At 59.4% G+C, this 17,274-nt stretch carries 19 protein-coding genes and 1 pseudogene; 13 read left to right on the top strand and 7 right to left on the bottom strand.

Features of this window, described 5'->3' with window-relative positions; translation table 11 throughout:
• Positions 1-443: 443 nt before the first annotated feature.
• From ACSQ8R_RS30640 to ACSQ8R_RS30630, 3 genes are read left to right on the top strand one after another with little or no spacing between them, the layout of a single operon-like run.
• Positions 444-896 carry a MarR family winged helix-turn-helix transcriptional regulator gene (locus ACSQ8R_RS30640; protein WP_436257081.1) on the top strand — a complete coding sequence of 151 codons (453 nt, stop codon included), beginning with the start codon at positions 444-446 and terminating at the stop codon, positions 894-896.
• A 41-nt stretch (positions 897-937) separates the two neighbouring features.
• Positions 938-1,339 carry a DUF1398 domain-containing protein gene (locus ACSQ8R_RS30635; protein WP_436257080.1) on the top strand — a complete coding sequence of 134 codons (402 nt, stop codon included), beginning with the start codon at positions 938-940 and terminating at the stop codon, positions 1,337-1,339.
• Positions 1,340-1,352: 13 nt separating this feature from the next.
• Positions 1,353-1,517, top strand: a complete 165-nt coding sequence (locus tag ACSQ8R_RS30630; protein ID WP_436257079.1) for a hypothetical protein — start codon at positions 1,353-1,355, stop codon at positions 1,515-1,517.
• A gap of 18 nt (positions 1,518-1,535) precedes the next feature.
• Here ACSQ8R_RS30630 and ACSQ8R_RS30625 read toward each other — a convergent pair whose 3' ends face one another.
• Both ACSQ8R_RS30625 and ACSQ8R_RS30620 read right to left on the bottom strand, forming a co-directional pair.
• Complete coding sequence (locus tag ACSQ8R_RS30625) at positions 1,536-2,903, bottom strand: Fic family protein (protein ID WP_436257078.1); 1,368 nt, start codon at positions 2,901-2,903, stop codon at positions 1,536-1,538.
• A gap of 477 nt (positions 2,904-3,380) precedes the next feature.
• Positions 3,381-3,797, bottom strand: a pseudogene (locus tag ACSQ8R_RS30620) (recombinase family protein); the annotation flags it as partial.
• Between ACSQ8R_RS30620 and ACSQ8R_RS30615 the strand changes: the two are divergent.
• A complete protein-coding gene (locus tag ACSQ8R_RS30615) occupies positions 3,749-4,198 on the top strand; it encodes an ArsR/SmtB family transcription factor (protein WP_436257077.1) in 450 nt (149 codons plus the stop codon). The pseudogene ACSQ8R_RS30620 and the gene ACSQ8R_RS30615 sit on opposite strands and share 49 nt — an antisense overlap.
• A 302-nt stretch (positions 4,199-4,500) precedes the next feature.
• Here the strand turns inward: ACSQ8R_RS30615 and ACSQ8R_RS30610 are convergent, their stop codons facing one another.
• Both ACSQ8R_RS30610 and ACSQ8R_RS30605 read right to left on the bottom strand, forming a co-directional pair.
• Positions 4,501-5,325, bottom strand: coding sequence for a transporter substrate-binding domain-containing protein (locus ACSQ8R_RS30610; protein WP_436257076.1), 825 nt, complete (start codon positions 5,323-5,325; stop codon positions 4,501-4,503).
• Positions 5,326-5,471: 146 nt separating this feature from the next.
• Positions 5,472-6,401, bottom strand: a complete 930-nt coding sequence (locus ACSQ8R_RS30605) for a LysR family transcriptional regulator (RefSeq protein ID WP_436257075.1) — start codon at positions 6,399-6,401, stop codon at positions 5,472-5,474.
• A gap of 153 nt (positions 6,402-6,554) precedes the next feature.
• Between ACSQ8R_RS30605 and ACSQ8R_RS30600 the strand changes: the two genes are divergently transcribed.
• The 9 genes from ACSQ8R_RS30600 (at position 6,555) to ACSQ8R_RS30560 (ending at position 15,129) form a co-directional block, all read left to right on the top strand.
• A complete protein-coding gene (locus ACSQ8R_RS30600; protein WP_436257074.1) occupies positions 6,555-7,727 on the top strand; it encodes an NAD(P)/FAD-dependent oxidoreductase in 1,173 nt (390 codons plus the stop codon).
• Positions 7,724-7,984, top strand: coding sequence for a 2Fe-2S iron-sulfur cluster-binding protein (locus tag ACSQ8R_RS30595; RefSeq protein WP_436257073.1), 261 nt, complete (start codon positions 7,724-7,726; stop codon positions 7,982-7,984). Before ACSQ8R_RS30600 ends, ACSQ8R_RS30595 begins: the two co-directional genes overlap by 4 nt.
• The gene (locus ACSQ8R_RS30590; protein ID WP_436257072.1) at positions 7,971-9,293 is read left to right on the top strand and encodes an FAD-dependent oxidoreductase; all 1,323 of its coding nucleotides are present in this window, start codon (positions 7,971-7,973) and stop codon (positions 9,291-9,293) included. The genes ACSQ8R_RS30595 and ACSQ8R_RS30590 overlap by 14 nt, the downstream gene beginning before the upstream one ends.
• A 9-nt stretch (positions 9,294-9,302) precedes the next feature.
• Positions 9,303-10,700, top strand: a complete 1,398-nt coding sequence (locus tag ACSQ8R_RS30585) for an aldehyde dehydrogenase family protein (RefSeq protein WP_436257071.1) — start codon at positions 9,303-9,305, stop codon at positions 10,698-10,700.
• Between the two features lie 10 nt (positions 10,701-10,710).
• Positions 10,711-11,454: a 4-hydroxy-tetrahydrodipicolinate reductase gene (locus ACSQ8R_RS30580; RefSeq protein ID WP_436257070.1), complete on the top strand. Its 744-nt coding sequence runs from the start codon at positions 10,711-10,713 to the stop codon at positions 11,452-11,454.
• A 19-nt stretch (positions 11,455-11,473) separates the two neighbouring features.
• Complete coding sequence (gene dapA, locus ACSQ8R_RS30575; RefSeq protein WP_436257069.1) at positions 11,474-12,391, top strand: 4-hydroxy-tetrahydrodipicolinate synthase; 918 nt, start codon at positions 11,474-11,476, stop codon at positions 12,389-12,391.
• Between the two features lie 183 nt (positions 12,392-12,574).
• Positions 12,575-13,240 (top strand): amino acid ABC transporter permease, encoded by a 666-nt coding sequence (locus tag ACSQ8R_RS30570; RefSeq protein WP_436257068.1) that lies wholly within the window; start codon positions 12,575-12,577, stop codon positions 13,238-13,240.
• A gap of 23 nt (positions 13,241-13,263) precedes the next feature.
• Positions 13,264-14,031, top strand: coding sequence for an amino acid ABC transporter ATP-binding protein (locus ACSQ8R_RS30565; protein ID WP_436257067.1), 768 nt, complete (start codon positions 13,264-13,266; stop codon positions 14,029-14,031).
• Between the two features lie 9 nt (positions 14,032-14,040).
• Positions 14,041-15,129: a saccharopine dehydrogenase C-terminal domain-containing protein gene (locus tag ACSQ8R_RS30560; RefSeq protein ID WP_436257066.1), complete on the top strand. Its 1,089-nt coding sequence runs from the start codon at positions 14,041-14,043 to the stop codon at positions 15,127-15,129.
• Between the two features lie 166 nt (positions 15,130-15,295).
• On the opposite strand, the gene ACSQ8R_RS30555 is transcribed toward ACSQ8R_RS30560, so the two are convergent.
• From ACSQ8R_RS30555 to ACSQ8R_RS30545, 3 genes are read right to left on the bottom strand one after another with little or no spacing between them, the layout of a single operon-like run.
• Positions 15,296-16,438: a tyrosine-type recombinase/integrase gene (locus ACSQ8R_RS30555; protein WP_436257065.1), complete on the bottom strand. Its 1,143-nt coding sequence runs from the start codon at positions 16,436-16,438 to the stop codon at positions 15,296-15,298.
• Positions 16,435-16,839 (bottom strand): type II toxin-antitoxin system VapC family toxin, encoded by a 405-nt coding sequence (locus tag ACSQ8R_RS30550; protein WP_436257064.1) that lies wholly within the window; start codon positions 16,837-16,839, stop codon positions 16,435-16,437. Before ACSQ8R_RS30550 ends, ACSQ8R_RS30555 begins: the two co-directional genes overlap by 4 nt.
• The gene (locus ACSQ8R_RS30545; RefSeq protein WP_436257063.1) at positions 16,836-17,093 is read right to left on the bottom strand and encodes a type II toxin-antitoxin system VapB family antitoxin; all 258 of its coding nucleotides are present in this window, start codon (positions 17,091-17,093) and stop codon (positions 16,836-16,838) included. The genes ACSQ8R_RS30550 and ACSQ8R_RS30545 overlap by 4 nt, the downstream gene beginning before the upstream one ends.
• Positions 17,094-17,274 lie beyond the last annotated feature (181 nt).

Below are 17,274 nucleotides of genomic sequence, written 5' to 3'. Positions count from 1 at the left end.
GACGAAAAATAGCACGGATGTCATCGCACTCTTTCCCGTTGAACAGACTCGGTCATCCGGAGGCCGCAAACCATCTGTGTCGATTTGCTTGGTCGAGCGGAATCCATTTCGTTGTACTCATACTGCTTTTTGCCGTCCAAGTTCGATGGAATCTTCTCGATCGTCTGGAATCCGCCAATTGTTGACGTCTGCACTCTCAAGTGGACGAACCAACTTGGGGCTGGAACTGGACTGCCCGGTCCGGGCGAGCTCCGCGGATAGAGGCCATTTGAATGCTGAATCTTGCCCCGGAGCCAGTAGGGCCGAACGCTGATAATGGGTGGTGGATGTGACCTAAGGAGTCCGCCAACGTCACAATCGGTGGGTCGCAATTATATGGTCTCAAATTGTTGTTGACTAGGAAACTATGTTGTTTTAGTTTCCTAGTCAACAAGGAGTTTCTTATGACCCAGACCTCGAAACTGACCGATCACACCGGGTACTGGATGCGAATGGTGTCGAATGCCGTGTCGCAGGAGTTTGCGCGCAAGGTATCTGGCGAAGATGTCACCGTCGCGGAGTGGTCGTTCATGCGGGCGCTATACGAACGCGAGCCGACGCCGCCGTCAGTTCTTGCAGAGAGAATGGGCATGACCAAGGGCGCGATCAGCAAGCTCGCCGAGAGGCTGACAGCCAAAGGGCTGGTTGCGCGGGAGGAGAGCCCGGACGACAAGCGCGCCCACAGCTTGTCCCTGACGACAGGGGGCCGCACCAAAATTCCGGTGCTGGCATCGCTTGCCGACCAGAATGACGCTGAATTCTTCGGCGTGTTGACAAAGGAAGAGCATGAAGCGCTCGACCGTATCCTAAAGGTTCTCGCCGAGCGGCGCGAACTGAAAGCAACTCCGGTGGAGTAAGGCGCCGGCCAAACTCAATATCGAAACGAAAGGAAACCGCCATGGACGCGGAGCGGATTTCTATTGCCAAAGCCTGCCAGGACGGTGCGCACGACAACAGCCTCTGCTTCCCGGAATTCGTCGGCAAGCTGATCGCCGCTGGCTTCGAAGGCTACATGGTGGACTATCGCCGCAACACCCAGACCTTCTATCTTCCAGACGGCGACAGCGTCGTGCTGAACATGCAGCCCTCTGGCTGTAGCGTCGCCGCCGCCTTCGATGCCGCCGAGGTTGAACGCCTCGTGCGGTGGGCGCAAGCCAATCCCGCCGACTACAGCTACGTCGCTTTCTGCGAGCAAGCGAAGGCGGCCGGCTGCGCGGGATATCTCGTCTCGTTCCTCGGCCGACGCGTCGTCTATTTCGGGCGTACCGCCGAGACCCATGTCGAGCACTTCCCCAAGTGACGGGGTATCAGTCATGACGCTTTCCGGATTTTTCATTGGCGGGGCCATCCCCGCCGTGTACCTCGGGCTGGGTACCGTTTTCATGCGAGCGAGCCTGGCCGCGGGCGCATCCATTTCCCTTTACCTGGCGGTCGTAGGCAGCGTCGTGCCGCTGCTCGGCTGGTCGGCCTTCATCTGAACAGGCGGTCCAATTCTCTCAGTCCGAGCAGTGCTCGAATGTGCCGGCGTAGAGCGCCTCGATCTGTTCAACCTCCGTATCGTTGAGTGCAGCGAACTCCTTTGTGCGCGCCCGCTGCGACAGGCGACCCCCATTTTGGTCGAGAAATTTGTGCAGCAACTCGGCTTGGGCCATAGGCATGTCGACGACCTCCTGAACACCAGCCGCGAAAAGATCAAAGGCTTGGAGGAACCGGACTTCCTGCGGCAGATCATGATCCACGGTCTGTTCGACGCAATCGTAGAGGAAGGCGGCATGCTCAGTTGCGTCGAAGTACCGGTAGAACGAAGCAGTGTCGTTCAGCACTTCAACGTTGCCAGCAGCGGTGGGGCGCCATTCAATGAAAGGAAACAAAGGGCCAGACCAGGATTCCAGCACAGCCCTGTACTGGTCTATGTTTCGCAGGATTGCTGCGCTGACGGGAAACACGAGACCAGGCGGGCTATAGGATGCTGTCGCGAGGGCATGATGGATCAGCCAGCGGTGAAGGCGGCCGTTCCCATCGACATACGGGTGGATGTAGACGAAGCCGAACGCCAGGCAAGCTGCGGCCACGACCGGATCCATCGCTCCTCGTGTCGCGCGATCGGAATAGGCGATGAGACCGCCGATCAAGCTTTCGAGGTCCTCATGTCTGGCGCTGATGTGATGGGGAATGGGCATATTGGTGTCGCGGTCATGAACACCGACGAAACCGCCCTCATCTCGGAGCCCGAGGCGCACGAAACGAGCATCGCCGATGACGATCCGCTGAAGACGATCGAGCGCCTCGAGACTGAGCGCTCTCACGCCCGCCTGCGAAATAGCCTGTCCCCAACGCGCCGCTCTTTGCCCAGACGGCCGCTCTCCTTCAATAGCGAACGATGACTTTGAATCGTTGAGCAAGATGAACGCTGCGGCGCGTGCTATCAGATCGGGTCGGACCCGGCCCATCGCTTCGCGCGCCCGCACGCCAAGCGCCTTCTGCGAGAATGCGGCAAGAGCCTCTGTCTTTCGAACGAGCGGACAGAAATCTGCGGTGCCGGGAAGGTTGTTCAGGACCTTGTGCCGAGGCGACGGATCGCCCTCCGCCAGACCATATTGCTGATCCGGGTTGAGAACCGGGACCATTCGCACTTTGCCGGGATCTGGAATATCGAGCTGGACGCCCGTCAGCCATTCGTACAGAAACCAGATCCGTCGCGCAAAGGCGCCGGTTGGAGTCATCCGGATAATCGCCTCGATCGCCTCAGGGTGAGCTGCTCGAAAAAGTGCGGCCAGCACCTGAAGGTCGATGCCTTCATATTTGAAGGCAAAGACCAGCTGAGAGACCAGGGTTGACTCCGGACGATGGCGAGGCGTGAGCATGAGCCACGCTTCGGTCGATCTGGGGTGATGCCGCTCCGAGATCGCGGCCATCCGCGAGGGGGGGGGGAACGATTAGGTCAAACCGCAATGATCGCAGCATAGCCGGCCGGCTCGCCTCGTTCGGGCAACGGTCTTCCGTGAAAGTCAATCACGCCCTGCGTTGGCCATTCACCCATAGGTCATCTCGCGAAATTGGATCACCGGATCTAGACCCCGTTGCGGGAAACCGTCACCGTCAGTGAAAACCTATCACCATTGGCCAAATTTGTGAAATATATTCACGCGAGGATGTAATCCCTGATGTCATCTGTCTGTCAGCACGTTCGTCCACAGATCGATACCGGGCCTCCACCTTTCGGGAGCCATAGCCATAGAGCGTTCTCCTAGAGGCCGCTCGCCCTCAGCATCGCGCCATCGCCAAATACAGGGCTGTTCCTGCGCAGGATTTCCGTGGCCCGCCAGTCAGTGAGATTGGCCGCGAGAGCGGACCATGCGATGCACGGCACGACGTGGCCTTTCCACCGTCCAGTTATGGCCTCGACGATTGAGGTTGCGCACGACATTGTCCCAGCTATGCTTCGGCCGAAGTTGCCGAACAATGGGGAGCCAAGTCTGGGCAGAGGAGATCAGCTCGTCGATATAGAGTTTTTGCCGCGCCTTCGACACAGCCTTGATCGCGTCCGGTCGCCTCTCCCGAACACCTCGATTGCCTAGCAGCCTGCCGCGGGCTTTTGCCCCCTTGATGCCGGCCTTGGTTCGCTCGGCGATCAGCGCTCGTTCGAGCCGCGCGACGACGGCACCAAGGACCTGGAGAGAAAACATGCCCTGTGGCCTGGACGTATCGATTGGATCGCAGATCGAACGAAAATGAACACCACGCTCTTCGAGATCTTCTGCAGGTAAAGGCGGCTGAGGCTGCAGACTTCATGCGCCTGTTCAGCACACCGAGTCGCCTGATACTGCTGTGCCACATCGCCCAGAAGGAGAGGTCTGTTGGCGAGATCCAGGAAGATCTGGATTTCAAGCAGCCGGCGCTGTCCCAGCAGCTTGGCGAATTGCGCCAGGCCGGTGTCGTGCAGACGCGGCGTGAATCGCGGCAAATTTACTATTCGATCGCCGATGATCGCGTTGCAGCCGTCATGGAGATGCTGATGCGCGTGTTTTGCAATGCCGAGGCCGGCCAGCCATCTTCCCGGATCGATGCTGTGGCTTCGCTTGCTGGACAAAGGCCGGCCGCCCCTGAGGGCTTTGTCGGCGAGATGGCGCGTTGGGCGCGGCTGGTGAAGGCCGACTGAGACATTAATCGTCGCCAGCCTCGCTAGGCGCGATCGCGGATAGATCAGAAATTGAACGTCGCGTTTTTCAAGGTCCCTAATCATCTGCAATAGGTCGCTGACTGGTACGCTCATCGCTGGGGCGAATTCGCCCATTAGTCCGTGAGAACCGGTTGGGCCGGTGATATACTGGCACGCATGAAAAAGCTTTTGCACGTGACGTGCCTCGATTTCTGCTTGACCTCGTGAAATCATCGCAAACGCTAGCAGCCAGGCAGGCATGAACCTGCCTGGCGAGCGGTGGATTTCTGTTGCTGAGGATATCAGCCGCCGAAGCCGAAGCCTGGGGGCATATCTGTCAATGAGATGCCGAACGGTTCGAGGCTTTTCAGGATCCAGGTCTGGTTGTTGCCAATGCGTCGATTGTATTCGGCCCAGGCGGATACAAAGCTCTTGAAGGTTTCGTCGGCCTTGTAGTTCAGCGCTATAACCGAAGGTGTGGAGAGAACCGGCGTCGGAACCTTCACGCTACCGATCGTCGTTGCCCGCTTGGCTATGACGAGACCGTTTAGCATGGTATTAACCAGCGCGTCGGCTTTGCCGGTGCTGACGGCGACGATCGCCTCGTCACGGGTCTTGAAACGCAGGACATTGGCCTTGGGAAGAAATTGCTGGGTAATCAGATCCTGAGCAGACCCCATATCGACGGCAAAAGTGTATTTGGGATCGTTGAGTTCGTTCCAGCTTTTGCCATCCAGCTCTTTTTTGGACGAAACCAGCACAAAACTGTTATAGTAAGTCGGAGCGGAGAAGGAAACTGACATGGCGCGAACCGGTGTCGCGGTCACTGCAAAGGCCATATCGACCTTGCCGCTCTGAACGTCGAGGATGGCGTTCGCCCAACTGGATTCGACAATTTCGAGCTTTACGTTAAGGCTCTTGGCCACATCGTTGGCCATGTCTATGACAAAGCCTTGCCATTCGCCGGATCGTGGATCCTTGTTGTAATAAGGCACTTCGTTAAGAATGGCTGGAATGCGCAAGACGCCGCGCGCGCGAATATCTTCGATCGTGCCTGCGGATGCTGCTGTTCCGAACAGCGAGAGTGCGACCGCTGCGGCACCACAGATCTTCGAAATCAAATTCATTGCTGGTTTCTCCATTGTTCCCCGGAATTGCCTTCGCAATCTCTGGCTGCCTTGATCTCCGGTAGCCTTGCCCAGCCTATCCCGCAGATCGGTCCGCACAATGCTAGAGACGCGGACGGACTTATAGTCTTTTTTATATGTCGCCATCACAGGGGAGCGATGGTGTATCCTTCGCCGCGCGGCGGATCGAGGATCGGCCCGACCAGCTCGCGGCGACAGTCTTCGAACAATTGCTGGACGGTGGGGTGCTTCTGAAGGAAACTGGCGCTGCCGAAATAGACACGGACTTCCGGCAGGCTGGTGAGCTTCATCGTCGTGATGGTCTCTTCCTCTGCTCCGACGCACCAGGATGGGATGATCGAAAAGCCGAGGCCTTCCTCCACGCAGCGTTTGACGCTTGAGCTGCCGGAGGTGGAAATGGCTGGCTGTATTGAGCGCCCGTCACGACTGAGAAAATCGACGGAGAGATTGCGCAGGGTTTGGCCTGGTTCATAGGTGATGAAGGGCTTGCCGTCAGCCCAAAACGGGATGTCGGACTGCGCCGGCGGTTCGCCCCAGCTGCGCGGGTAGACGAGACTAAGCCTGTAACTTCCCAACAATCGCTGGGGGACCACGGGATCGCCGAAATAGCGTTCGGAAATGCAGATGTCGAGGCTGCCGTTCTTGACCAGCTCGGCCAGCACCGTGTCCCTTTCCGATACGGCGAACTCCATCTCCGGAAAGACCTCGCGGAAACGCGAAAGCACTCTGGGAAACAGGTAGAAGAAAATCGCCTGAGGCATGCCCACTCTCAGCGATGATCGCTGGCTTTCGATCAGCTTGGTCAAGCGCTCAAGCATGATATCCAGTTCGGGATGGAGCAGATTATAAAGCGCCCGGCCGCGCGGGGTGAGCGAAATGCGTTTCGCTCCCTGCTCGCTGTCGATCAGCTTCCCCTTCAGGATCTGCTCCAGGCGGCGCACATGATTTGCCGCGGATTGATAGCTTAGATTGAGCTCCCGTGCCGCCCCGGAAAACGAGCCGTGACGTGCTACCTGATAGAAGGTCTGGATAAGAGTAAGGCTAATTTCGGCCATGGCTTTTCCCCCTTTTAAACCGCTCTACGAGTTCGCTTTCGCGCCGCCGATACAAATTTCATGAACTATGAAGACCGTTCTCTTGTATCGACGCCCGCTGCCCACTGCCGCCAATATTGGGTCACAGACTTAATTTTTGTCGGTTAAAGCAGCATGCCATCCTCAAAACCCGCCACAGCCATTATTGTCGGTTCAGGTATCGTCGGAGCAGCGACCGCCTATTTCCTGACGCGGCGCGGGATAAAAGTCACGCTCCTCGATGCCACGGCTCCCGCGGCCGGAGCAACAGGTGCGGCCGATGGCGCCGTCTCTGTTGCGAGCAAGCGGCCGGGCCCGATGATGGAAGCGGCGCTGGCCGGTGTGGCGCTTTATCGCAAGCTTGCCGAAGGCGGCCTGTTCTCCGACGTCTTCAAGAGCCGCTCGACATTCATCGTGGCGGCATCGGATGCCGAATGCGAGGTTCTGCATGCCCATGCCGCAGCTCTTGCGAGTGCCGGCGTGCAGGTTGAACTCCTGTCGGAAGCCGGGATACGGCAGCGTTTTCCTGCCCTGTCTTACGATGCGAAGCTGGCGGTCGAGGTGTTTGGCGAAGGTCATGCCATCGGCTATCAGATCGTGCATCGTTTTTTGACGGCGGCTGGCGTCGTCGTAAAGCGCGCCAGCCCCATTAAAGCCATCCTTCCCGGCCGTGCAGTCAGGCATGCGGCGGGCGTGGTGACGGCAACGGGTGAAGTCCCTGCGGATGCCGTGATCATCGCTGCCGGGAATGGTTCGGCCGCACTGCTTGGCTTGCAGAATGTGCTTGTCCCGCGAAAGGGCCAGCTGCTGGTCACCGAACGCGCGCAGAAACTCAATGCGGCCATGCCCGGTTCGATCATGTCGGGACGGTATCTGCTTTCGAAAGGCAGCCAGAAAGGCCAGACAATCGCTCCGCGCGGTCTTGGTCTCGTCATAGATCCGCTGCGCACCGGGCAATTCCTGATCGGTGGCACACGGGAAGATCATGGTGATCGCTGTGCCAACGATATCGATGCCGTGACCCGTATCCTGCGCGATGCGGTGGCACTGGTGCCAGGGCTGGCGGATGTGAGGTTGCTGCGTAACTTCGCTGGTGTCAGGACGGCAGTCGTGGACGGACTGCCGTTGATCGGACGCATACCGGGCTACGACAACGCCTTCGTCGCCACGGGCTTTGAGGGTGACGGCATATGCCTTGGTCCGGTTACCGGCCAGACCATAGCGAATATCGTCTGCGGTGACGAAGCGGGGATCGATCTCAAACCTTTTGAGCCCTCCCGTTTCATTCCGCGCGAGGTAGCTGCATGACGGCCCCATGCTTTTATTGGAATGGCCGCGTGATCCCCTTTTACAAAGGCGAAACCGTTGCAGCCGCCTTGACCCGTGCCGGTATCCTCAATCTTGGCCACGATGCCCTCGGGAATGAACTGCGTTACTTCTGTGGCATCGGTGCCTGTCAGAATTGTCTCGTCCATGTAGGTGATACCGTTCGCGAGGCATGCCTGACGCCTGCACGGCAGGATCTGTCGATAACGTCGGTGGAGCGCAGCCATGCGGGAGATTGATATCCTGATTATCGGCGCAGGACCGGCGGGGCTTGCTGCCGCGATTGAAATTGTACGTAGCGGGCTTTCTGTTGCAATCATCGAGCAACGCGAAACGATTGGAGGCGCGATTTACCGACAGTCGGTACCCGGCGCCGTCCAGGTTGCGCAGCCTCCAGCCGTCAAGGCCCGCTGGCATCGGCTTGCCCGCGACTTTGCCGCATGCGGCATATCTGTCCAGTACAGCGGCATGTTCCTCGGCATCGATAGTGACGGCGTGGCAATGCTGGAGAACCGGAAAACCGGTCTGGTCGAGCGCATAACGGCAAAGGCGGTGGTCATCGCCATCGGCGCCGTCGAGAAGGTTTTGCCGCGACCGGGGTGGGAGATGGCCGGCGTTTCTACCGCGGGCGGCCTGCAGGTCATGATGAAGGAGACGGGCCGGGCGCCGGAAGGGCGCATTCTGCTTGCCGGCAGCGGCCCACTGCTGCTTGCGGTTGCTGCTCAGATGGCGCGGCTTGGCAATCCGCCGGTTGCCGTCATCGAGGCAGGCGATCCGCTACGGCATCCGTTGCAGCCTGCAAGGCTCTTGGCCTATCCCGGTCTTCTTTTCGAGGCGGTATTCTATCTCAGGGATATCTGGCGTCTTGGCGTCCCTTGGATGCGCGGAACGGTTGTCTCCGCCATTGAGCGGGAGCCGCATGGTCTTGTCGTTACGTTGCGTGACAACAACGGAGCAGAGCACCGCATCGCAGTAGACCGTATCGGTCTTCATGATGGGATCCGCCCCAATGATTTCGGTCTGCCCGATCAGGCAGAGGACCGGACGCCGATCGTCGTCATCGCCGGAGATTGCCGTGAGGCGCTGGGCGCTGCCGCAGCCGAAGCCGATGGCCGCCGGGCGGCGCGGCAGATCATGCATTTGCTGAAGGCAGGAGATATCGCGACGAGAGCTAGCGCAATCGAAAAGCAGCGCAAGGCGCAGGCGATATTAGCGAAAACCTTCGCGCCGGTCGTCCCGCTCCGCTCTGCACTGACCGACGATACCGTCATTTGCCGCTGTGAGAACCGAACCCTGGCGGACCTGAAGACGCTTTGCGACGCGCCTGATCCACTGTCCGGCCGGGAGGTCAAACATAATGGCCGCTTCGCAATGGGGGCCTGCCAGGGCCGCTTCTGCGCGGAGAACACCGCACGGCTGATGGCTGAGTTGCGGCCCGACGTGCGGCCACCTTCGGCGAGTGATCTGACCGGCCGACGTTGGCCGCTCCGGCCCATCTCCATCGGCGCGCTGGTTCGCGCTTCCGACAATAAAATCGAACGAGAGTGAGACCCTGACATGCCCCAGACTCAGCATGCCGTCGTTTCGGCTGTCCACGCAATCACCGTCCGTAATCCGTTCAACGACGCAGTGGTCGGCGAGGTCGGCATCAGCAGCCCAGCCGAAATTCATGGTGCCGTGATGCGTGCCAAGGTGGCGCAGCAGCAGTTTCGCCGCTCGACACCGGCGACACGCCGGGCGATGCTGAATGCGCTGGCCAACGAAATCGCAGCCGATGCGGAGACCATGGCACGCATCATTTCATGCGAAATGGGCAAGACGATCCGTGAGGCGCGCAATGAAGTGCGTCGTGCGCAGAATACCTTGAGGCTTTCCGGCGACGCGGCCACCTTTCTTGACGGAGAGGCATTGCATTGCGCCATCGTGGAAGGAGGAGCCGACCGGCTCGCGACCATTACCTATGAACCGGTCGGTGTCATCGGCGCGATCACACCGTTCAATTATCCGCTCAATTTGCTCTGCCACAAGTTGGGTCCGGCGATTGCTGCCGGCAATGCCGTCGTTGCCAAACCTTCGCCAAAAGCTCCCCTTGCCGCCGCCCGGTTGCGGGAACTGGCGCTGAAGGCCAACTGGCCGGCGGATTTGTTTCAGATCGTCCACGGGGAAGCTGAGGCGGCGATCACGCTTGCGAAGTCGCCCATCGATCTTCTGTCGTTCACGGGCGGGCCTGGAGCGGGCCTCGCGCTGAAGAACGCCAGCGGTCTCGTGCGCTGCCTTATGGAGCTGGGCGGCAACGATCCTCTGTTCGTGCTGCCGGATGCCGATCTCGATCTTGCCGTCGCGACCGCAGTTGGACATCGTTTCGAAATCGCCGGGCAAAGCTGCGCGGCGGTCAAGAAGCTATACCTGCACAAGGATATCGAGAGATCGTTCAGCGAGAAACTGCTGGCGGCGGTCGACGCAGTCGAGTTCGGTGATCCTTCGCGCGCCGATACCGATATGGGCACCGTGATCGATGAGGCAGCAGCGCGCGTGGTGGAGGAGAGGGTGAAGGCGACGATCGACGCGGGCGCCCGTCTGCTGCATGGTGGCACGCACGATGGTACGCTGTTTGCCCCGACCGTGATTGGAGATGTCAGTGCCGATGCTCCGGTCATCGCGGACGAGACGTTCGGTCCGGTCATCGCAATCCGAAGCTTTACCGATGCCGCGCAGGCGATCGCCGAGGTCAATGCCGGCAGCTATGGCCTACAGGCCGGTGTTTTCACCAATGATCATGCGCTGATCAAGATGTTCTCACGCGATCTCGTCGTTGGCGGCGTGATGATCAACGAGGGGCCGGATTTCCGGGCTGAGCATGTGCCGTTCGGAGGCGTCAAGCGCTCCGGCCTCGGCCGTGAAGGGGTTCGTATCGCCTTGCGCGAAATGTCCGAACCCAAAGTCGTGATCGACTGAGGACCTGGCCATGCGTATCGGTATCGTCGGGGCCTCGGGCCGTGTCGGCACGCGACTGGTGGAATTGGTGCTCGCCAATCCGGGACTGGAACTGGCCGCAGCGCTAGTTTCACCCGGCTCTCGACTGGTGGGTACGCCCGTCAATGGCGGCGGCGTCGAATACCGCCCGCCGCAGGCGGCCATGAAAAGCCATTGCGACGTCATGATCGACTTCTCAACGCCGGTGGCGAGCCTTTCGCTACAGGCGGAAATCGGCGAGAAGTCGATACCGATGATCATCGGAACCACGGGCTTTTCCATCGAGGACGAGGCGCGACTTTCCGATTTCTCCCGTTATCGGCCGATACTGGTCAGCGCCAATTTCGCCCATGGTTTCGAGGCTTTCCGCCGGGCAGCCGTCGATCTTGTCAGGCACATGCCGGCAGCGGAGCCGTCGGTCTCCGAAACCTATCATGTTCGCAAGAAAGCGGATCCTTCGGGAACGTCCATTCTGCTCGCCCGCCAGCTTTATGAGGCACGCAGTCGTTCCATGGGTTTTGCCGCGCCGAAGCCTCGCATTTCCGTAAATCGCGAAGGCGATACTGTCGGCATCAACGAGCTACGCCTCGACATGGGGTCGGCCGAGATCACTCTCACTTACCGCGTTCACACCCTGGCGGCCTATGCCGAAGGCGCGCTTGCCGCTGCCCAATGGCTTGTTTCGCAGGCTCCGGGACCCGGTCGCTATAGTCTCTCCAATTGCCTCACGGATTGAGGATAGAAAGGAAAATTCGATGATGGAACTCGCAGAACGTTTCCGTGGCGTCTTCACTGCCCTCGTCACTCCCTTCCAAGATGGCGCCATCGATTATGAGGCCTTCGATGCGTTGGTCGAACGGCAGATCGAAGCCGGTGTCACAGGCCTCGTGCCGGTCGGCACCACCGGCGAAGCGGCGACGCTTTCCGACGATGAAGCCGACGCCGTGATCGCCCGCACCGTCAAGCTGGCCGCTGGCCGCGTAATGGTGATGGCGGGAGCCGGAGCCAACGATACGCGCAAGACCGTCGAGAAGATTCGTCGCGCCGAAAAGGCGGGAGCCGATGCCCTCTTGCTGGTTACCCCCTATTACAACAAGCCGACACAGGCCGGTCTGATCGCTCACTATGAGGTGGCGGCGGAAGAGACCCACCTTCCGGTCATGCTCTATTCGGTCCCTGGTCGTTGCGGCGTTGAAATCGCGCCGGAAACCTGCGCGAGCCTAATAAGGCGTCACGATAACATCGTTGCCATCAAGGAAGCTGGAGGCGACGTCGGCCGCGTCACCCAACTGCGGCAGGCCTGCGGTGATGATCTGATCATCCATTCCGGCGATGACGGTTTGACATTGCCATTCCTGTCGGTCGGCGCGATCGGCGTGACGAGTGTTGTCGGCAATGTTGCGCCGCGGGAAATGGTGCAACTCGTCGAGGCGTTCCGTGCAGGTAATATGGTCCGGGCTCTGCAATTGCACGAGATGATCGCCGAATTGACGGCCGGGATATTCATCGAGTCCAATCCCGGTCCGGTCAAGGCCGCGTTGGCGCTTTGCAACCTTGCCGGCCCGGAAATGCGACTGCCCATGGTGCCTGTTTCCGATGCCAACCGCGAGAAGCTTGCCGGTATTCTCAGCCGTTTTGGCTCGGCGGCGGCCGCCTTCCAAGAAATGCGCTAAGGCTGGTGCCGAGCTTTGCATTGCCCGCTGCACGCAGCCATAAGACATTAAAATGAAGCTTGCGCTGCCTTCCTCTTCGGCAGGGCCAAAAGAGCAGGGGAATGAAGATGATCCAAAAGCCTGAAAGAGAAGCCGCAAGGCGTCGACAGACGTTTGTGGCTCTGCGCGTCACGGGGGAGCCGAATGACCTATAATTGGGATTTCAACTCCATTTGGCCGTTCTGGGATCTGTTCCTCTGGGGCCTCTGGATCAGTGTGCTCTACACGATCGGCTCGATCTTCTTCGGTGTCATCATCGGCTTTCTCACCTGTGCCGCCCGGCTTTCAAGCTGGAAGGTGCTGAACCTGATTGCGCGATGCTATCAGGAAATATTCCGCTGTACGCCGCTTCTGGTGCAGCTTCTCTGGTTCTACTACGCGTTTCCCCTGTTGCTGGGCGGGACCATCGACAACCGCGTGGCTGCCATGTTGACGCTGTCTCTTTATGTCGGTGCCTTCTATGCCGAGATCTTTCGGGGCGGCATCGTTTCGATCGATCGCGGTCAGCGAGAGGCGGCCGCTGCCATCGGCATGAGCCCATGGCAGTCCATGACCCGGATCATCCTGCCGCAGGCGCTGAAGCGCGTGCTGCCGTCCTTCATCAACCAGTCGGTCATCCAGTTCAAGAACACTTCGCTGGTCTCGGTCATTTCGGTTGCAGACCTTGCCTACATGGCCGCGGTCGTCAACGGCCAGACCTACCGGCCGCTTGAATCCTACACGGTCATGGCATTGCTCTACATCGCCATGCTGCTGCCGCTCACCCAGGCTGCGGACTGGATCGAGCGACGGCTCAGGGTCAGCGATTAAGGCGTGCAGAAAGGAATATGACCATGAACATTCAGACGAATACACCCGTCATCGAAGCGGTCGGCCTGCACAAGAGCTATGGCACCCATGCCGTGCTCAAGGGCCTCGATCTTCACCTTGGCCGCGGCGAGGTCGTGGCGTTGATCGGCCCTTCGGGTTCCGGGAAGTCGACTTTTATCCGCTGCCTGAACATGCTGGAGCAGCCGACAGGGGGCACAATCCGCTTTCGTCAGAAGGAGGTTGGAACGGGTTTTCTCGACAAGGGGCAAAAGGTTGGCATCGGCACGCTGCGCCGCCATGTCGGCATGGTATTCCAGCATTTCAACCTGTTCCCTCACAAGACGGTGCTGGAGAATGTGACGGAAGGGCCGATCGTCGTGTGCAAGACGCCGAAGAAGGAGGCCAGAGACCATGCGATGGATCTGCTCGCACAGGTCGGTCTCGCCGAAAAAGCCGCGGCTTATCCCAACCATCTGTCGGGCGGGCAGAAGCAGCGTGTCGCCATTGCGCGCGCGCTTGCCATGCAGCCTGAGGCACTCCTTCTGGATGAGGTCACGAGCGCGCTCGATCCGGAGCTTGTTGGAGAAGTTTTGGCTGTTATCCGCAGGTTGGCACAGGAAGGCATGACGATGGCAATCGTGACACATGAGATGGCGTTTGCTGCCGATGTCGCCAGCCGTGTTCTGTTTCTCGACCAGGGCGTCATCGCCGAGCAGGGGTCGGCCGACGAGGTCATTCTCAATCCACAGAACCCACGTCTTCAGGGGTTCGTCTCCCGTTTCCGGGCTTGAGGTGCGACAATGACCACATTACGTGTGACGATTTTCGGAGCCGGACGGCTCGGAATTGCGCTGGCGGCGATGCTGGCGCCTCAGCCTGAATTCGATGTCGAAGTCATCGACCACTCCGAAGAGGCACTTGATCGGTTGATGGCGCGAGAGCTTGCGGTCACGACCCGGCTTGTACGTCACTATGAGAAGTTGCCGGCAATGCTGGCCAACCGCGAGGTTACGGTTTCTGCGGTCCCTGCGGCTGCGCGCAAACAGGTGGCGGATGCGGCTGCCATGGCCGGCACGCATTATCTCGACTTTTCGCCCATCTGCGGCCAGGTTCGCGACAGGCTGGAGGAGCTTGCCAAAACACGCGCCGTGCTGGGAGGATGCGGCGTTTCGCCGGGCTTTATCGACAACATGGTTCATAGCCTGATCAGGAATTTTGCCCCTGTCATTGACTTGACCATTCGCGTCGGCTCGATACCGCGCTTTCCTACCAATAGGCTCGGCTACGGACAGATCTGGAACGTCGATGGGCTGATCGAGGAATACACTCAGCCGAGTGCTGCAATTCGCGACAGGCAGCCTGTTACGCTGGAGCCGCTCGGCGAGTACGAGCGTATCATTATCGATGGTGTGGCTTATGAAGGTTTCACGACTGCGGGCGGGCTGGAAGATCTCGACTGGCTCGTGGCGTCGGGCCTTCGGAATGTCACCTTCAAGACCTTGCGCTATCCAGGCCATCTGGAATATATGCGATTTCTGCTGGACGATCTGGGCCTACAGGCGCGCCGCGACATGCTGCGCAACCTGCTGCTCAACGGCCTACCCACAGTCGAGGACGATGTGTTGCTGCTGGTCGTCACCGCGCGCGGCATGCGGGGCAGCCAGATGGCAGAAAAGACGATCTGCCAGCGTTTTGCGCCGAACCAGAATGCCGGGCCTTTCAACGCTCTGACCGGCGTCGCTGCCGGCTATGCTGCAACCTTGTTGCTAATGCTTGCCAATGGTGAAATCGCTCCACACGGTTTCATACCCCATCGTCAAGTTAATATGGAGCGGCTGCTTTCTGACAGATTCTTGCGCAAGCTTCAGCGCTCTTCAGACCTATTTTGAGGGAAAATGTCGGCGGCGTCGCAACGAACCCGGCTTCCGATATGCTGGATCTAACCCATAAATGGGGCCGTCCCGCCTTTGAGGTGTCCACCGAACGCTGAGTTGGAATAAGGATTTTCGTTCCGGCCGCACCGGTATGCCTGAAAGATATCGGCCGACAGTGGACCTAAAGCAGCCTCGCTGCCCTGCCACTGCGCCGTGTCGCGCTGTTATAATAGCTCGACGCCTGCTGCACTGACCGATGGCGCGACTGCTCCATAGCTTCGGGGAGGGGAACGCCGCGGTTTGCCGCCTCGGTGAGATATCCCGATCTCAGCCCATGCGCCGAGAACTCCCCCGGATCCAGTCCGGCGAGCTCAGCGCGATTCTTGACGATGTCATTGACGGATTTCGGATCAAGCGTCCGCTTCGAGACATTGCCCCACCGGTCGACCTTCCGAAACACGCTGCCAACCTCGATCCTTGCTGCTTCCATCCAGGCATTCAGTGCCTCCACGGGTCGGCCGGTGAGATAGACGATTTCATCGTGATCGGCACCGGAGGTTTTGGTGCGGCCGAGATGGATGGAAAGTGAGGGGAGGGGAGAGGCACCTTCAACGACAATCGGCGCCTCGTTCGTCAGCTGTTCGACACGCAGGCCAGCGACCTCGCTGCGACGGCGGCCGCCGGAGGCAAAGGCCACCATCAGGATCGCCCTGTCACGGATATCGCGAAGACTGCTCGTGTTGCAGGTTGCCAGCAGTCTCGCCATCACATCGCCGGTCACCGCCTTGGCGCTTTTCCGCTTGCGAGGCCGCGGTGTCGCGCGCACCGCCAGCCGAATGGCAGACTTGAGGGCAGGGGAAGCGAAGGCACCGGAAAGCCCGCGCCATTTGGTCAGCGTCGACCAGCTGGCAAGCCGCCGGCGGACCGTATCGGGTGCATGCGGTCCAACCGCCTTCAAGAAGCCCTGGCCCCGGAGATTTTGCTCGACGTCTGCCGGCATGCCGTGATCCGGGTTTTCGGCACGCTTTTGCGGATCCCACAAATGATGGGCGACAAACTTCAGGAGCAGAGCTTCCGGCGCAGGCCAAAGCAGTGACTTGCCTGTTGCGGCGAGCGACCAGGCCTGCAGATAGGCCAGGTCGGAGGTGAGCGCCCGCAGGGTGTTTTCGCCCATGCCCTCGTTGACCAGATGCCGGAGCCTTTCAACATCCTGGTCGGTTAACAGTTCCGCAAGCTCATCGCGCCGCTCCATCGGCAGCACGGCAGCGATCGTGTCGAGCTCATGGGCGCGTGTATCAATAGGATCGCGGCCAGGGCTCGTCATGCCATTGATGACGCGGGATGGAGTTTGAGATCCGTCTGCCCGAAATCATGTCCCTTGAACAATAAGGGCGCTTTGGCAACAGCGGCAACGGCGTAGGAGAAGCAGTCGCCCATGTTAAGCGCAGCTGGATGACGACCACGGCCGAAACGCTCGAAAGCGTCTTCGGCCGCCCGGTAATGCTTCCCATCGAAAGCCACCGTCGTGACATTCGGCGTTTCAGCAAGGCGCTTGATCATCTTCGCTGCACTGACAAACCCTTTGCCTGTCAGGACCATCCGCGCTTCCAACAGCGTCGGCCAGCCGATAATGACGGGCTCGCGACCTGTAAGCGGCCTGAATATTTCGGCTTCTGGCTCATCTGCAGATATGGCGATGATGACCGAGGTGTCGATTGCGATCATATCGGCAAGCCGTTCTCGTCGTAGAATTCGTCGTGCGCAGACGTCGTGCCGGGCGGAATGTTGCGCCGATCTTCAGCCGCCAGATCCCACACTGCATCCATCGGATAACGGGTCTTTTCCTGACGTAATTCCCGATCATAATGTTCGAGCGCGAGCTCGACCAGGCGGTTGATCGGCTGGCCTGTGCGACGAGAAAGCGCATGGGCCAGATCACGGGCCTTGCTGCTGCGGATGGAAAGCTGCGGTTCGGACATGGTAGGCCTCATCAAAAATGAGGCTCCAACATAGCGAACGGCAATCAAGATGGCAAGGGTTCCGATCGAGATGGCTTACTTCCGATAAGCAATACTTATCGATGGTTACAATATCATCTGCCAATCATGCCATGTGAGGAACGGTAATATTCATATAGAGTTCTTTTAGCAAATCATTTAC

It is taken from the genome of Neorhizobium sp. LjRoot104 (genome assembly GCF_964253725.1).
GTDB lineage: Bacteria > Pseudomonadota > Alphaproteobacteria > Rhizobiales > Rhizobiaceae > Neorhizobium.
This window is presented reverse-complemented; position numbering and strand designations above follow the sequence as displayed.

What these genes read in the sequence shown, in the direction of transcription:
- dapA (WP_436257069.1), top strand. Translation starts at nt 11,474, where the DNA reads ATGATGGAACTCGCAGAACGTTTCCGTGGCGTCTTCACTGCCCTCGTC.
- ACSQ8R_RS30610 (WP_436257076.1), bottom strand. Translation starts at nt 5,325, where the DNA reads ATGAATTTGATTTCGAAGATCTGTGGTGCCGCAGCGGTCGCACTCTCG.
- ACSQ8R_RS30630 (WP_436257079.1), top strand. Translation starts at nt 1,353, where the DNA reads ATGACGCTTTCCGGATTTTTCATTGGCGGGGCCATCCCCGCCGTGTAC.
- ACSQ8R_RS30640 (WP_436257081.1), top strand. Translation starts at nt 444, where the DNA reads ATGACCCAGACCTCGAAACTGACCGATCACACCGGGTACTGGATGCGA.
- ACSQ8R_RS30550 (WP_436257064.1), bottom strand. Translation starts at nt 16,839, where the DNA reads ATGATCGCAATCGACACCTCGGTCATCATCGCCATATCTGCAGATGAG.
- ACSQ8R_RS30585 (WP_436257071.1), top strand. Translation starts at nt 9,303, where the DNA reads ATGCCCCAGACTCAGCATGCCGTCGTTTCGGCTGTCCACGCAATCACC.
- ACSQ8R_RS30590 (WP_436257072.1), top strand. Translation starts at nt 7,971, where the DNA reads ATGCGGGAGATTGATATCCTGATTATCGGCGCAGGACCGGCGGGGCTT.
- ACSQ8R_RS30555 (WP_436257065.1), bottom strand. Translation starts at nt 16,438, where the DNA reads ATGACGAGCCCTGGCCGCGATCCTATTGATACACGCGCCCATGAGCTC.
- ACSQ8R_RS30595 (WP_436257073.1), top strand. Translation starts at nt 7,724, where the DNA reads ATGACGGCCCCATGCTTTTATTGGAATGGCCGCGTGATCCCCTTTTAC.
- ACSQ8R_RS30625 (WP_436257078.1), bottom strand. Translation starts at nt 2,903, where the DNA reads ATGCTCACGCCTCGCCATCGTCCGGAGTCAACCCTGGTCTCTCAGCTG.
- ACSQ8R_RS30565 (WP_436257067.1), top strand. Translation starts at nt 13,264, where the DNA reads ATGAACATTCAGACGAATACACCCGTCATCGAAGCGGTCGGCCTGCAC.
- ACSQ8R_RS30560 (WP_436257066.1), top strand. Translation starts at nt 14,041, where the DNA reads ATGACCACATTACGTGTGACGATTTTCGGAGCCGGACGGCTCGGAATT.
- ACSQ8R_RS30545 (WP_436257063.1), bottom strand. Translation starts at nt 17,093, where the DNA reads ATGTCCGAACCGCAGCTTTCCATCCGCAGCAGCAAGGCCCGTGATCTG.
- ACSQ8R_RS30635 (WP_436257080.1), top strand. Translation starts at nt 938, where the DNA reads ATGGACGCGGAGCGGATTTCTATTGCCAAAGCCTGCCAGGACGGTGCG.
- ACSQ8R_RS30605 (WP_436257075.1), bottom strand. Translation starts at nt 6,401, where the DNA reads ATGGCCGAAATTAGCCTTACTCTTATCCAGACCTTCTATCAGGTAGCA.
- ACSQ8R_RS30580 (WP_436257070.1), top strand. Translation starts at nt 10,711, where the DNA reads ATGCGTATCGGTATCGTCGGGGCCTCGGGCCGTGTCGGCACGCGACTG.
- ACSQ8R_RS30600 (WP_436257074.1), top strand. Translation starts at nt 6,555, where the DNA reads ATGCCATCCTCAAAACCCGCCACAGCCATTATTGTCGGTTCAGGTATC.
- ACSQ8R_RS30570 (WP_436257068.1), top strand. Translation starts at nt 12,575, where the DNA reads ATGACCTATAATTGGGATTTCAACTCCATTTGGCCGTTCTGGGATCTG.